The following is a 13,371-nucleotide window of genomic DNA, read 5'->3' on the forward strand; positions in this document are numbered from 1 at the left end:
GGCAGGGAGTGTTATGAACAAAAAACGCAGTGCCTTGATCGTGTTGTTAATTCTGCTGATCGCGGCCGCCGCTTACGCGGTCTGGCATTACCAACAGCAGCAGGATAAGCCGCTGACGCTGTACGGCAACGTCGATATCCGCACGGTCAACCTCGGCTTCCGCGTCGACGGCCGCCTGGCGTCGCTGACGGTGGATGAAGGCGATGCCGTTCAGCCGGGCCAACTGCTCGGCAAACTGGACGATGCCCCCTATCGCAACGCGCTGCAGCAGGCCGAGGCCAACGTCGGCAGCGCGCGCGCCAAACTGTCGCTGCTGCAGGCCGGCTATCGCACCGAAGAGATCGCCCAGGTGCAATCAGAAATGGCGCAGCGCCAGTCCGCCTTCGCCTACGCCGACAGCTTCCTGAAGCGCCAGCAAGGGCTGTGGGCGAAAAACGCCACGTCCGCCGACGCGCTGGAAGATGCGCGCACCGCCCGCAATCAGGCGCAGGCCAATCTGCAGGCGGCGAAGGACAAGCTGTCGCAATACCGCAGCGGCAATCGCCCGCAAGAGATTGAACAGGCCAAGGCCGAGGTGGCGCAAAGCGAAGCGGCGTTGGCGCAGGCGCAATTGAATCTGCAAGACGCCACGCTGGTCTCCCCGTCCGCCGGCACGGTGCTGACCCGCGCGGTAGAGCCGGGCACCATGCTCGGCGCCGGCGGCACGGTGTTCACCCTGTCGCTGACCCGGCCGGTGTGGGTGCGCGCCTACGTCAACGAGACCAGCCTGAACCAGGCGGTGCCCGGCACCGAGCTGGAAATTTACACCGACGGCCGCCCCGGCAAGCCTTACCACGGCAAGATCGGTTTCGTCTCGCCAACCGCGGAATTCACGCCGAAAAGCGTTGAAACACCGGATCTGCGCACCGATCTGGTGTATCGCCTGCGGGTGATCGTCACCGACGCCGACGACGCGCTGCGTCAGGGCATGCCGGTCACCCTGCGCTTCACCAAACCCTGAGGCCGGCCATGGAACAGGCGCACACCATCGAACTGGAAGGGCTGGAAAAGCGCTTCCCGTCGCTTGAGAAACCGGCGGTCGCCAGCCTGACCACCACCCTGCGCAGCGGCGCGGTCATCGGGCTGGTCGGGCCGGACGGCGCCGGCAAAACCACCCTGCTGCGCATGCTGGCCGGGCTGCTGCAGCCCAGCAGCGGCAAGCTGCGGGTCGCCGGGCTGGATCCGATCGAGCAGGATCGTCAACTGCACGCGATCCTCGGCTACATGCCGCAGAAGTTCGGGCTGTATGAGGATCTGACGGTGATGGAGAACCTGACGCTGTACGCCGATCTGCGCGGCGTTACCGGCGATCTGCGGCGCCAGACCTTCGAACGGCTATTGAAATTTACCGATCTGACGCGTTTCACCGAGCGCCTGGCGGGCAAGCTGTCCGGCGGCATGAAGCAAAAACTGGGACTGGCCTGCACGCTGGTGGGCGAACCCCAGGTGCTGCTGCTGGATGAGCCGGGCGTCGGCGTCGATCCGATCTCGCGCCGCGAGCTGTGGCGCATGGTGCACGAGCTGGCCAACGACGGCATGTTGATCCTGTGGAGCACCTCTTATCTCGACGAGGCCGAGCAGTGCCGCGAAGTGCTGTTGCTCAACGAGGGTGAGCTGCTGTTCAGCGGCGCGCCGCAGGATCTGACCCAGCGCATGGCCGGGCGCACGGTGTTGATCGCCGCGCCGCCGGGCAGCCATCGATCGTTGCTGCAGCGGGCGATCTGCCTGCCGGCGGTCACCGACGGCGTGATCCAGGGCAAGTACCTGCGCCTGATCCTGAAAGAAGGCGAAGATCACCGGCAGCTGCTGCAGGCGCTGGATCTGCCGGACGCCGAACTCGACGAGGCGGATCCGCGCTTCGAAGATGCGTTTATCGATCTGCTCGGCGGCGGCCCCAACCATCGCTCGGCGCTGGCGGAGATCATGCCGACCGTCGACGGTGAAAGCGGCGAAACGGTGATCGAAGCGGTGCAGCTGACCAAAAAATTCGGCGACTTCGCCGCCACCGATCACGTCGACTTTCAGGTGCGGCGCGGAGAAATCTTCGGCCTGCTCGGCCCGAACGGCGCCGGCAAGTCCACCACCTTCAAAATGATGTGCGGCCTGCTGGTGCCGTCCGGCGGCAAGGCGCTGGTGCTGGGGATGGATCTGAAGACCAGTTCCGGCAAGGCGCGCCAACGCCTCGGCTACATGGCGCAAAAATTCTCGCTGTACGGCAACCTGACGGTGGCGCAGAACCTGAAGTTCTTCTCCGGTGTCTACGGCCTGAGCGGCAAGGCGCAGCGCGACAAAATCGACGAAATGTCGCGCGCCTTCAACTTCGCGCCGATCCTCGATCAGACGCCGGACGCGCTGCCGCTCGGCTTCAAACAGCGCCTGGCGCTGGCCTGCGCGCTGATGCACGAACCGGATATTCTGTTCCTCGACGAACCGACTTCCGGCGTCGATCCGCTGACGCGGCGCGAGTTCTGGCTGCACATCAACGGCATGGTCGACAAGGGCGTCACGGTGATGGTGACCACCCACTTTATGGACGAGGCGGAATACTGCGACCGCATCGGCCTGGTGTATCGCGGCAAGATCATCGCCGCCGGCACGCCGGACGATCTCAAACAACAGGTGGCGCGCGACGACAATCCCAGCCCTTCGATGGAGCAGGCGTTTATCGAGCTGGTGCAGGGCTACGACGAGGAGGAAACGCGGTGAGCGATAACCGACCCCCAATCGACGACGGCGGCTTCTCCTGGCGCCGGCTGCGCGCGCTGTGCCTGAAGGAGACGCGGCAGATACTGCGCGATCCCAGCAGCGGCCTGATCGCCTTCGTCATCCCGCTGATGCTGCTGTTTATCTTCGGCTACGGCATCAACCTGGACTCCAGCAAGCTGCATCTGGGCATTCTGATGGAACAACAGAGCGAAGACGCGCGCGATTTGGCCCACGCCTTCGCCGGTTCGCCCTATATCGAACCGACCATCAGCGATAACCGCCAGCAGCTGATCCAGCAGATGCAGGCCGGCACGATCCGCGGCCTGGTGGTGATCCCGGTGGATTTCGACCAGCGCATGGCGCGCCCGCACGACAGCGCCCCTATCCAGGTGATCACCGACGGCAGCGAGCCGAACACCGCCAACTTCGTGCAGGGCTATGCCCAGGGCGTATGGCAAGTTTGGCAGCAGCAACGCGCCGCCGATCGGGGGAGCAGCGACCAGCCGCTGATTGACGTGCAGATGCGCTACTGGTTCAACCCGGCGGCCATCAGCCGGCACTACATCATTCCCGGCGCCATCACCATCATCATGACGGTGATCGGCGCCATTCTCACCTCGCTGGTGATCGCCCGCGAATGGGAACGCGGCACCATGGAGGCCCTGCTGTCCACCCAGGTGACGCGCAGCGAGCTGCTGCTCTCCAAGCTGATCCCCTATTACTTCCTCGGCATGATCGCCATGGCGCTGTGCATGGCGGTGGCGGTGTGGGTGCTCGGCGTGCCCTATCGCGGTTCGCTGCCGATCCTGCTGCTGATCAGCAGCCTGTTCCTCGCCAGCACCCTCGGCATGGGCCTGCTGATCTCCACCCTCACCCGCAACCAGTTCAACGCGGCGATGGTGGCGCTGAACGCCGCCTTTCTGCCGTCGATCATGCTGTCCGGCTTCATTTTCCAGATCGACAGCATGCCGGCCATCGTGCGCGCGGTGACCTACATCATTCCGGCGCGTTACTTCGTCAGCACGCTGCAAACGCTGTTCCTGGCGGGCAACGTCGGCACCGTGCTGGCGATCAATCTGCTGTTCCTGATCGCTTCCGCCGTGGTGTTCATCGGCCTGACGGCCTGGAAAACCCAGCGCCGGCTGGATTAAGGAGAAAGAGCGATGTTTCACCGTCTGTTGACGCTTATCATCAAGGAAATGCAGGCGCTGCTGCGCGATCCGCAAACCCGCGCCATCCTGATCATGCCGGTGATCCTGCAGGTGCTGCTGTTCCCGTTCGCCGCGACGCTGGAAGTCACCAACGCCACCATCGCGGTCTACAGCGAGGACAGCGGCCAGGCCTCGGTGGAGCTGACCCAACGCTTCGCCAAGGCCAAAGCCTTCTCCCATGTGCTGCTGCTGCGCAATCCTCAGGAGATAAAGACCACCATCGACAACCAGCGGGCGCTGCTGCTGATCCGCTTCCCGGCGCAGTTCTCGCGCGATATCGCCGCCGGCCACACCGCGCCGCTGCAGCTGCTGCTCGACGGGCGCAACTCCAACAGCGCGCAGATCGCCGCCAACTACGTGCAGCAGATCGTGCAGGAATATCAGAACGAGCTGCTCGGCAACCGCGCCAAACCCAACAACAGCGAACTGGTGGTGCGCAACTGGTATAACCCGAATCTGGACTACAAATGGTTTGTGGTACCGTCGCTGATCGCCATGATCACCACCATCGGCGTGCTGATCGTCACCTCGCTGTCGGTGGCGCGCGAACGCGAACAGGGCACGCTGGAACAGCTGCTGGTCTCGCCGCTCACCACCTGGCAGATCTTTATCGGCAAGGCGGTGCCGGCGCTGATCGTCGCCAGCTTCCAGTCCAGCATCGTGCTGTTGATCGGCATCTTCCTGTACCAGATCCCGTTCGCCGGATCGCTGTTGCTGTTCTATGCCACCATGCTGCTCTACGGGCTGTCACTGGTCGGTTTCGGCCTGCTGATCTCGTCGCTGTGCGCCACTCAGCAGCAGGCGTTTATCGGCGTGTTCGTGTTCATGATGCCGGCGATCCTGCTCTCGGGTTACGTCTCGCCGGTGGAGAATATGCCGGTGTGGCTGCAGGATCTGACCTGGGTGAACCCGATACGCCACTTCACCGACATCACCAAGCAGATCTACCTGAAGGACGCCAGCTTCAGCATCATCTGGCGCAGCCTGTGGCCGCTGCTGGTGATCACCGCCACCACCGGCAGCGCCGCCTACGCGCTGTTCCGCCGCAAGATCGCATAAAAAAAGCTCTGCATATCACATGCAGAGCTTTTTGATCGCCAGATACCCTAAGGCTTGAAAGACGACGGATTTAGCGGCGGTTGCCGAAGATGCGCAGCAACATCAGGAACAGGTTGATAAAGTCGAGATACAGCGTCAGCGCGCCGACGATGGCGTACTTGCGGAAGCCGTCTTTATCATCGGCGTTCAGCTGCTCGCCCATCGCCTTGAGTTTTTGCGTGTCGTACGCGGTCAGACCGACGAACACCACCACCCCAATGTAGGTAATCGCCCACATCAGCGCGGTGCTTTTCAGCCAGATGTTCACCAACGAGGCCAGCACGATGCCGATCAATGCCATGAACAGCATGCTGCCAAAGCCGCTCAGATCGCGCTTGGTGGTGTAGCCGTACAGGCTCATGGCGCCGAACATGCCGGCGGTGACCACGAAGGTGCTGGCGATCGAGCTGTAGGTATAAGCGATGAAGATGCTCGACAGCGTCAACCCGGTCAGCGCCGAGTAGAGCATGAACAGCGAGGTGGCCACCGCGCCGCTCAGGCGGTTGACCATGCCGGAAATCACGAACACCAGCGCCAACTGGGCGATAATCAGACCGAAGAAGGTGATCTGGCTGGAGAAGATGAAGTTGAGGATCGCGGGCGTATTGGCCGCATACCAGGAAACGAACGCCGTCAGCAGCAGACCGCAGGTCATCCAGCCGTAAACCTGCGCCATGTAGGCCTGAATGCCGCTGTTGGCACGTTCGACGATTGAACCATTAGAGCGTGGATATCGGTCCATGACGGTTACCTTTTGCGTTGTAAACAAGATTCCGAAGCCCCGCGAACGGGGCTTCGCCTGCTATAAGCGTACCACAGAATAGGCCGCGCGAAAGCGGCAAAGGTCTTGATTTGTTTCCGCTGTTGACGCGTTATTTAGCCGCATCGTGCCAGCGCTGCGCGGCCTCGCGATCGCTGTCGCGAGCGTCCACCCAACGATCGCCCTGGCCGGTCGCTTCGCGCTTCCAGAACGGCGCGCGGGTCTTCAGGTAGTCCATGATGAACTCGCTGGCGGCGAACGCCATGCTGCGGTGCGCGCCGGTCACGCCAACGAACACGATCTCGTCGCCGGGATACAGCGCGCCAACGCGGTGGATCACCGTCACGCGCTGCAGCGGCCAGCGGCTGCGCGCCTCGGCCACGATCTCCGCCAGCGCCTTCTCGGTCATGCCGGGGTAGTGTTCCAGCGTCAGCGCGCTGACGTCGTCCCCAAGGTTATGGTTGCGCACCTTGCCGGTGAAGGTCACCACCGCGCCGTCGGCGTCGCACTGCGCCAGCCACTGATACTCGTCGCCGACGTTGAACGGCGCTTCGCCCACGCGAATGCGGGTGTTTTCCATGCTTACCCCCCGGTGACCGGCGGGAAGAAGGCCACCTCATCGCCGGCGCGCAGCGGATGATCCGCCGCCACCAGCGACTGATTGACCGCCGCCAGCAGTTTGCCGGACTCCAGCGCCAGCGCCCAGCGATCGCCGCGCGCGCACAGCGCCTGGCGCAGCGCCTCGACGGTCGGGTAATCCGCCGGCATCGACAGCGCGCCGGTACCCACCAGTTCGCGCACCTGCGCGAAGAAAAGAATATCGATCATGCGTTCACCTTAAAATCGCCGGATTTGCCGCCGCTTTTCGCCAGCAGGCGCACCGGGCCGATCACCATGTCTTTCTGTACCGCTTTGCACATGTCATAGATGGTCAATGCCGCCACCGAGGCGGCGGTCAGCGCCTCCATCTCGACGCCGGTTTTGCCGGTCAGCCGGCAGCAGGTTTCGATGCGCACCCGGCTGTGCTCCGTTTGCGCCTCCAGCTGCACTTCGACTTTGCTCAGCATCAGCGGGTGGCACAGCGGGATCAGCTCCCAGGTGCGTTTGGCCGCCTGAATGCCGGCGATGCGCGCCGTGGCGAACACGTCGCCCTTGTGATGGCTGCCGTCGACGATCATCGCCAGCGTGGCGGGCAGCATCTCGACGAAGGCTTCGGCGCGCGCCTCGCGCACCGTTTCGGCCTTGGCGGAAACGTCGACCATATGGGCTTCGCCGGCGGCGTTAATGTGGGTTAGCTGTGTCATGACTCAGGGCTTCTTTAAATGGGGCTGGAAGTTGCACGGCCGATGGCGCGCGTCCAACTGCTCTTCGATAATCCGCTCCCAGGCGGTGCGGCAGGCGCGGGTGGAACCCGGCATGGCGAAAATCACCGTGCGGTTGGCCAGGCCGGCCAGCGCGCGCGACTGGATCGTCGCGGTGCCGATCTCTTCGTACGACACCATGCGGAACAGTTCGCCGAACCCTTCCACCTCTCTGTCGAACAGCGGCAACAGCGCTTCCGGCGTGTTGTCGCGCGCGGTAAAACCGGTGCCGCCGGTGATCAGCACCGCCTGCACGTTGTCATCGGCGATCCACGCGGAAACCCGTGCGCGGATCTGGTAAATGTCATCTTTGACGATGGCGCGATCCACCACCTGATGGCCGGCTTCCTGCGCCGCGTCCTGCAGATATTGGCCGGAGGTGTCTTCCGCCGCGCCGCGGCTGTCGGACACGGTCAGGATGGCGATATGCGCCGCAATAAACTCGCTGCTCGCATGGCTCATGGTTCAATAAGCTCCTATTGGCTGTCAGCCGCCGATAAACGACAGGTTCTGGGTGATCCCGCTGTTGCCCTGATGCAGGAAATGGGTCTGCTTCTTGCTCAGCAGCCCGCTCTGGATGCGCGCCTTCAGCGCATCGAGCTGGCCGTCGTCCGCCAGCAGATCGCGCAGGGGCACCCCCTGCTCGCCGAACAGGCACAGGTGCAGATTACCGATGGAAGAAACGCGCAGCCGGTTGCAGCTGGCGCAGAAGTCTTTTTCATACGGCATGATAAGACCCACCTCACCCTGGTAGTCCGGGTGGCTGAACACCTGCGCCGGGCCGTCGCTGCGGCCGCGCGCCTGGCGCTGCCAGCCCTGCTGTTCCAGCTGCCGGCGAATCACTTCGCCGGAAACGTGGTGTTTGCGAAACAGCTCGCCGCCCTCGCCGGTTTCCATCAGTTCGATAAAACGCAGCTGGATCGGCCGATCCTTGATCCAGGCGAGAAAGGCGCCGAGCTGCTGGTGATTGACGTCGCGCATCAGCACGGCGTTGACCTTGACCTTGCTGAAACCGGCGCTGAAGGCGGCATCGATGCCGTCCATCACCTGGCGGAACTTGTCCTGACCGGTGATGGCGTGAAACTGACGGGGATCCAGGCTGTCGATGCTGACGTTGATCGCCGTCAGACCGGCGTCACGCCAGGCGGCGACGTCGCGCGCCAGACGGTAGCCGTTGGTGGTGACCGCCAGCGTGCGGATGGCCGGGTTTTCCCGCACGGCGGCGATGATCTCGGCAAAATCACGGCGCAGCGAAGGCTCGCCGCCGGTCAGGCGCACCTTTTCGGTGCCCAGTTCGGCGAACGCGCGGCTGACGCGGCGGATTTCATCCAGCGACAGGAAGCTTTTCGGGCTGCCGCTCGGCTTGTAGCCATCGGGCAGACAATAGGTGCAACGAAAGTTACACACGTCGGTGATCGACAAGCGCAGGTAATAGAACTTGCGCTCATAAGCATCAATGAGTTGCGGTACCATAACACCTTTCCAAAGTCGGGAGATGCGAGCGTTTCCCCTCTGCACCCTGGTGGCTGACTTCGCCACGGCCCAGGCGCCATATCGTTCCGGATGAACAACGTAGGCGCAGGGGCTAGGAGTTTGATTTCTCTTCCCGCTACCTTGAGTAGCCGGAATGAAACCGTGGTTTTCAGCAGAATTCTAGCGCTAATCGGCAACGATAGCCAACGCGTTAATTCGCTATATAATTTTCTATACAGCGTTTTTAGACGCCGTCTATTCGGGTAAACCATGATAAACATCGCTTGCGTGGACGAATTGACCAGAATCACGCAAATGACACTCTTTATCGCGTTTTTATGCCGGATCCGCTACCTTATGCGGGCAGTTCAGCCCCTTTGTAAGGAAATTTATGCGTAATCGTACCCTGGCCGATCTCGACCGCGTGGTGGCGTTGGGCGGCGGACACGGTCTGGGCCGTGTGATGTCGGCCCTGTCGTCCTTAGGCTCCCGCCTGACCGGCATCGTCACCACCACCGACAACGGCGGTTCCACCGGCCGCATCCGCCGTTCGGAAGGCGGCATTGCCTGGGGCGATACCCGCAACTGCCTCAACCAGCTGATCACCGAACCGAGCGTCGCCTCGGCGATGTTCGAATACCGTTTCAGCGGCAACGGTGAGCTGGCCGGCCATAACCTGGGCAACCTGATGCTGAAAGCGCTGGATCACCTGAGCGTGCGCCCGCTGGAAGCGATCAACCTGGTGCGCAGCTTGCTGAAGGTGGACGCGGCGCTGATCCCGATGTCGGAGCAGCCGGTGGATTTGATGGCGCACGATCACGAAGGCAATCACGTTTACGGTGAAGTGAATGTCGATCAACTGACTCTTATGCCGCAGGAGCTGATGCTGTCGCCCCCGGTCAACGCCACGCGCGAAGCGCTGGACGCCATCGCGCAAGCCGACGTGATCCTGATCGGGCCGGGCAGCTTCCTCACCAGCCTGATGCCGCTGCTGCTGCTGGACGATCTCACCCAGGCGCTGCGCCGCAGCAGCGCCAGCATGATCTATATCGGCAACCTCGGCCGCGAACTGAGCGTGGCCGCCGCGGCGCTGTCGTTAAAGGATAAGCTGACGCTGATGGAAGAGAAGATCGGCCGCCGGATGATCGATGCGCTGATTGTCGGCCCGGCGGTGGACACCAGTGAAGTGCAGGATCGGGTGGTGATTCAACAGCCGCTGGAAGCGAGCGACATCCCCTACCGCCACGATCGCCAGCTGCTGCGCCAGGCGCTGGATCACGCGCTGGTGGAGCTGGCCGCCCGCCGCTGACCGAATTTAGCCGTCGCGCCCGCGCAGCCAGGGATTATCGCTGGTCGGGGCGGGATGGCTGACCATATCGATATACAGCTCTTCCACCTCTTTGCGCGCCCAGGGCGTGCGACGCAAAAACTTCAGGCTGGACTTGATGCTCGGATCGCTGCGGAAGCAGTTAATGCGAATGCGCGCGCCCAGTTCGGACCAACCGTAGTGATCCACCAGTTTATTCAGCAGTTGCTCCAGAGTCACGCCGTGCAGCGGGTCTTTAGACTGGTGTTGGCTCATGTTCGGTACTCTTCGTGGTCAAATCGGGCCGCACACCATAACAGCTTTGACGCGGCCGACAAGGAATTTTGACGCCCACAGCGCGGGCGCCTTCCAACGGTCAGGAAATCGCGATGAACTGCTCGCGCAGCTGGTGGATTTCGTCGCGCAGCGCAGCCGCCTGCTCGAACTCCAGGTTCTGCGCATGGGTGTACATCTGCGCCTCCAGATCGCGGATTTTCTGATCCAGCGCTTTCGGCGTGAGGTTCTGCAACTGAGCGCCACCGTCCGCCGCCTTGCTCCTGCCTTTCCCCTTGGCGCGGTTGACCGGCTGGCCGATCTGCAGAATATCGCCGATCTTCTTGTTCAGCCCCTGCGGCACGATGCCGTTGGCTTCGTTATAGGCCTGCTGCTTGGCGCGGCGCCGCTCGGTTTCACCGATCGCCTTGGCCATCGAATCGGTGATGCGATCGCCATACAGGATCGCCTTGCCGTTCAGGTTACGCGCCGCGCGGCCGATGGTCTGGATCAGTGAACGCTCGGAACGCAGGAAGCCTTCCTTGTCGGCGTCCAGAATCGCCACCAGCGACACCTCAGGCATGTCGAGGCCCTCACGCAGCAGGTTGATGCCCACCAGCACGTCAAACTCGCCCAGACGCAGGTCACGGATGATTTCGACCCGCTCCACGGTATCGATGTCCGAGTGCAGGTAGCGCACGCGCTCGCCATGCTCTTCCAGGTATTCGGTCAGGTCTTCCGCCATGCGTTTGGTCAGGGTGGTCACCAGCACGCGCTCGTTGATCGCCGCGCGCTTGCGGATCTCGGAGAGCAGATCGTCCACCTGAGTGGCGACCGGCCGCACTTCCACGATCGGATCCAGCAGCCCGGTTGGCCTCACCACCTGATCGATCAGATCGCCGCCGGATTTCTCCAGCTCATATTTGCCCGGCGTGGCGGAAACATAGATGGTCTGCGGCGCCAGCGCCTCGAACTCCTCGAAGCGCAGCGGGCGGTTGTCCAGCGCCGACGGCAGACGGAAGCCGTACTCCACCAGCGTTTCCTTGCGCGCGCGGTCGCCTTTGAACATCGCGCCGATCTGCGGAATGGTGACGTGGGATTCGTCGACCACCAGCAGGCCGTCCGCCGGCAGGTAGTCGAACAGCGTCGGCGGCGGCTCGCCCTCGGCACGCCCGGAAAGGTAGCGCGAGTAGTTTTCGATGCCCGAGCAGTAGCCCAGCTCGTTCATCATCTCCAGATCGAACTGGGTGCGCTGCGTCAGGCGTTGCTCTTCCAGCAGCTTGTTGTTGGCCAGCAGCACCTTGCGGCGGTCCGCCAGATCGACCTTGATCTCTTCCATCGCCTGCATGATCCGCTCGCGCGGCGTCACGTAGTGCGACTTCGGGTAAATGGTAAAACGCGGCACCACCTGCTCAATCTGCCCGGTCAGCGGATCGAACAGCGACAGCCGTTCCACTTCTTCGTCGAACAGCTCGACGCGCAGCGCCAGCTCGTCCGATTCCGCCGGGAAGATGTCGATCACCTCGCCGCGCACGCGGAAGGTGGCGCGCTGGAAAGCCTGATCGTTGCGGGAATACTGCAGCTCCGCCAGGCGGCGCAAAATGGAGCGCTGATCGATGATCATCCCCTGGGTCAGGTGCAGCATCATCTTCAGGTAAAGATCCGGATCGCCCAGACCGTAGATCGCCGACACCGACGCCACCACCACCACGTCGCGCCGCTCCAGCAACGCCTTGGTGGCGGAAAGACGCATCTGCTCGATGTGCTCGTTCACCGAAGCGTCTTTTTCAATGAAGGTGTCGGAGCTGGGCACGTAGGCTTCCGGCTGGTAGTAGTCGTAGTAGGAGACGAAGTATTCCACCGCATTCTCAGGGAAAAACGCTTTCATCTCGCCGTACAGCTGCGCCGCCAGCGTCTTGTTCGGCGCCAGCACCATGGTCGGCCGATTCAGATCGGCTATCACGTTGGCGATGGTGAATGTCTTGCCCGAACCGGTGACCCCCAGCAGCGTCTGGTGCGCCAGGCCGTCTTCCAGCCCCTCTTCCAGCTTGCGGATGGCTTCCGGCTGATCGCCGGCCGGTTTGAACTCGGAATGCAGTTTGAAAAGTTTACTCATTGCTCGGCTACCCTGTGGAGATGCGCGCGCTCAGGCGGCCAGCCGGCTCTGCGCCGGATATGGCCCCTAATTATGGAAAGTGTCGGCGATTTGCGCCAGTGCCCATGATACTGGATATAAAACCAGCTTCAAGCGGATTCGTCGCTGCGCCCGGCACGGCGGCGATGCCGTTGCACCGTGAGGTTACAGCCGGGTGACATTTTTATTGTCAATAACAGATTTATCCCCAGAACTTGCCGAAAATTAACTTATTGATAGCACCGCGTCGAAAAATCATACATAGAGACCTGATCAATACCCTTGTGTATTGATTTTAATTAATCTATTGATATATAACATTTTTAATAAAAAGACGAGAATGCGGGCAAAGCGAACAGAACCCGCGTCCGCTCTCGCTTTACAGCGTTTTTCTAAATCTAATGCACAAGGTTATCCACAGGAATAGTGGATAACTCTCACCGCCCCGCCCGGGGCGGGAGTTACAGAAAGAAAGCTTTTCGCCCTTTACACTCGCCAAAATGGCTTTTTTAGTTATTTTTTCATAAAAATATCGCTTTGTTTATGCCGATTAATACTAAAAATCCCCATTGCCAAAATCGCATCGGCCCCTTTCTCGCGGATCGCGCTTGACGGCGGCGCAATGCCTTGCACCACGCCCTCACCGCAGAGCACCACAAGAGTGCAAAAAACGTCCGGGTTAACTTCCCCGCGTATTTTCAGGCCGCCGCGGCAGAGCGCGTCAGGCCTGATTAGCGGTTAACAAGGCGATAACAATCCCCGTTTTCACCCGGCGGTAAAACTGGCCTGAGAGTTGCTTTATCTTCCTGCGTATCAATGCGGTGCGGCGGCGTGATGCGCTGCCAGCCACAGCGTGTACCCCTCGCGGTGCGATCGCCTGTAAAAGCGCAAGAACGACACCAAGTCGTCACAAGCGTCGTTTTTAACAACATATTGACTGTCATTCCGTCCACCGTAGACCTTGCTCTGGCTCATCGGACGGACGGCATCTTGTTCCAGACATTGCCACA

Annotated in this window: 13 protein-coding genes and 1 riboswitch; of the genes, 5 read left to right on the plus strand and 8 right to left on the minus strand. The window is 61.8% G+C overall.

The window, feature by feature from the left end; genetic code table 11:
- The first annotated feature begins 13 nt into the window (after positions 1–13).
- The 4 genes from hlyD to MMS95_RS06065 are packed head-to-tail and all read left to right on the plus strand — an operon-like array spanning position 14 to position 5,015.
- Positions 14–1,000 carry a secretion protein HlyD gene (gene hlyD / locus MMS95_RS06050; protein ID WP_242141483.1) on the plus strand — a complete coding sequence of 329 codons (987 nt, stop codon included), beginning with the start codon at positions 14–16 and terminating at the stop codon, positions 998–1,000.
- An 8-nt stretch (positions 1,001–1,008) separates the two neighbouring features.
- Entirely contained in the window at positions 1,009–2,745 is a 1,737-nt protein-coding gene (locus MMS95_RS06055) for an ATP-binding cassette domain-containing protein (protein ID WP_166444952.1), read from the plus strand.
- Complete coding sequence (locus tag MMS95_RS06060) at positions 2,742–3,896, plus strand: ABC transporter permease (RefSeq protein WP_004939756.1); 1,155 nt, start codon at positions 2,742–2,744, stop codon at positions 3,894–3,896. The genes MMS95_RS06055 and MMS95_RS06060 overlap by 4 nt, the downstream gene beginning before the upstream one ends.
- Before the next feature lie 12 nt (positions 3,897–3,908).
- A complete protein-coding gene (locus MMS95_RS06065) occupies positions 3,909–5,015 on the plus strand; it encodes an ABC transporter permease (protein WP_015377019.1) in 1,107 nt (368 codons plus the stop codon).
- A 70-nt stretch (positions 5,016–5,085) separates the two neighbouring features.
- Here MMS95_RS06065 and MMS95_RS06070 read toward each other — a convergent pair whose 3' ends face one another.
- The 6 genes from MMS95_RS06070 to moaA all read right to left on the minus strand — a co-directional run bounded on the left by MMS95_RS06070 (position 5,086) and on the right by moaA (position 8,648).
- The gene (locus MMS95_RS06070) at positions 5,086–5,796 is read right to left on the minus strand and encodes a Bax inhibitor-1/YccA family protein (protein WP_004939761.1); all 711 of its coding nucleotides are present in this window, start codon (positions 5,794–5,796) and stop codon (positions 5,086–5,088) included.
- A gap of 130 nt (positions 5,797–5,926) precedes the next feature.
- Entirely contained in the window at positions 5,927–6,394 is a 468-nt protein-coding gene (gene moaE / locus MMS95_RS06075) for a molybdopterin synthase catalytic subunit MoaE (protein ID WP_004939764.1), read from the minus strand.
- A gap of 2 nt (positions 6,395–6,396) precedes the next feature.
- Entirely contained in the window at positions 6,397–6,642 is a 246-nt protein-coding gene (gene moaD, locus MMS95_RS06080) for a molybdopterin synthase sulfur carrier subunit (protein ID WP_004939768.1), read from the minus strand.
- Positions 6,639–7,118, minus strand: coding sequence for a cyclic pyranopterin monophosphate synthase MoaC (gene moaC, locus MMS95_RS06085; protein WP_004939770.1), 480 nt, complete (start codon positions 7,116–7,118; stop codon positions 6,639–6,641). Before moaC ends, moaD begins: the two co-directional genes overlap by 4 nt.
- 3 nt (positions 7,119–7,121) lie before the next feature.
- Entirely contained in the window at positions 7,122–7,637 is a 516-nt protein-coding gene (moaB, locus tag MMS95_RS06090; protein ID WP_015377018.1) for a molybdenum cofactor biosynthesis protein B, read from the minus strand.
- A gap of 24 nt (positions 7,638–7,661) precedes the next feature.
- Positions 7,662–8,648 carry a GTP 3',8-cyclase MoaA gene (gene moaA, locus MMS95_RS06095; RefSeq protein ID WP_075684767.1) on the minus strand — a complete coding sequence of 329 codons (987 nt, stop codon included), beginning with the start codon at positions 8,646–8,648 and terminating at the stop codon, positions 7,662–7,664.
- Positions 8,635–8,779, minus strand: a riboswitch (molybdenum cofactor riboswitch). It overlaps the preceding gene by 14 nt.
- A 260-nt stretch (positions 8,780–9,039) precedes the next feature.
- On the opposite strand from moaA, the gene yvcK reads away from it, so the two are divergent.
- Positions 9,040–9,957, plus strand: a complete 918-nt coding sequence (gene yvcK, locus MMS95_RS06100; RefSeq protein WP_004939781.1) for a uridine diphosphate-N-acetylglucosamine-binding protein YvcK — start codon at positions 9,040–9,042, stop codon at positions 9,955–9,957.
- 6 nt (positions 9,958–9,963) lie between these two features.
- Here yvcK and MMS95_RS06105 read toward each other — a convergent pair whose 3' ends face one another.
- Complete coding sequence (locus MMS95_RS06105) at positions 9,964–10,230, minus strand: VF530 family protein (RefSeq protein ID WP_048322430.1); 267 nt, start codon at positions 10,228–10,230, stop codon at positions 9,964–9,966.
- A 100-nt stretch (positions 10,231–10,330) separates the two neighbouring features.
- Positions 10,331–12,343: an excinuclease ABC subunit UvrB gene (gene uvrB, locus MMS95_RS06110; RefSeq protein WP_004939786.1), complete on the minus strand. Its 2,013-nt coding sequence runs from the start codon at positions 12,341–12,343 to the stop codon at positions 10,331–10,333.
- Positions 12,344–13,371 lie beyond the last annotated feature (1,028 nt).

This window comes from Serratia sp. PGPR-27, from assembly GCF_022678525.1.
Taxonomy (GTDB): Bacteria; Pseudomonadota; Gammaproteobacteria; order Enterobacterales; family Enterobacteriaceae; genus Serratia; species Serratia nematodiphila.

What these genes read in the sequence shown, in the direction of transcription:
- moaA (WP_075684767.1), bottom strand. Translation starts at nt 8,648, where the DNA reads ATGGTACCGCAACTCATTGATGCTTATGAGCGCAAGTTCTATTACCTG.
- MMS95_RS06055 (WP_166444952.1), top strand. Translation starts at nt 1,009, where the DNA reads ATGGAACAGGCGCACACCATCGAACTGGAAGGGCTGGAAAAGCGCTTC.
- MMS95_RS06065 (WP_015377019.1), top strand. Translation starts at nt 3,909, where the DNA reads ATGTTTCACCGTCTGTTGACGCTTATCATCAAGGAAATGCAGGCGCTG.
- moaC (WP_004939770.1), bottom strand. Translation starts at nt 7,118, where the DNA reads ATGACACAGCTAACCCACATTAACGCCGCCGGCGAAGCCCATATGGTC.
- uvrB (WP_004939786.1), bottom strand. Translation starts at nt 12,343, where the DNA reads ATGAGTAAACTTTTCAAACTGCATTCCGAGTTCAAACCGGCCGGCGAT.
- hlyD (WP_242141483.1), top strand. Translation starts at nt 14, where the DNA reads ATGAACAAAAAACGCAGTGCCTTGATCGTGTTGTTAATTCTGCTGATC.
- MMS95_RS06105 (WP_048322430.1), bottom strand. Translation starts at nt 10,230, where the DNA reads ATGAGCCAACACCAGTCTAAAGACCCGCTGCACGGCGTGACTCTGGAG.
- yvcK (WP_004939781.1), top strand. Translation starts at nt 9,040, where the DNA reads ATGCGTAATCGTACCCTGGCCGATCTCGACCGCGTGGTGGCGTTGGGC.
- MMS95_RS06070 (WP_004939761.1), bottom strand. Translation starts at nt 5,796, where the DNA reads ATGGACCGATATCCACGCTCTAATGGTTCAATCGTCGAACGTGCCAAC.
- moaE (WP_004939764.1), bottom strand. Translation starts at nt 6,394, where the DNA reads ATGGAAAACACCCGCATTCGCGTGGGCGAAGCGCCGTTCAACGTCGGC.
- moaD (WP_004939768.1), bottom strand. Translation starts at nt 6,642, where the DNA reads ATGATCGATATTCTTTTCTTCGCGCAGGTGCGCGAACTGGTGGGTACC.
- moaB (WP_015377018.1), bottom strand. Translation starts at nt 7,637, where the DNA reads ATGAGCCATGCGAGCAGCGAGTTTATTGCGGCGCATATCGCCATCCTG.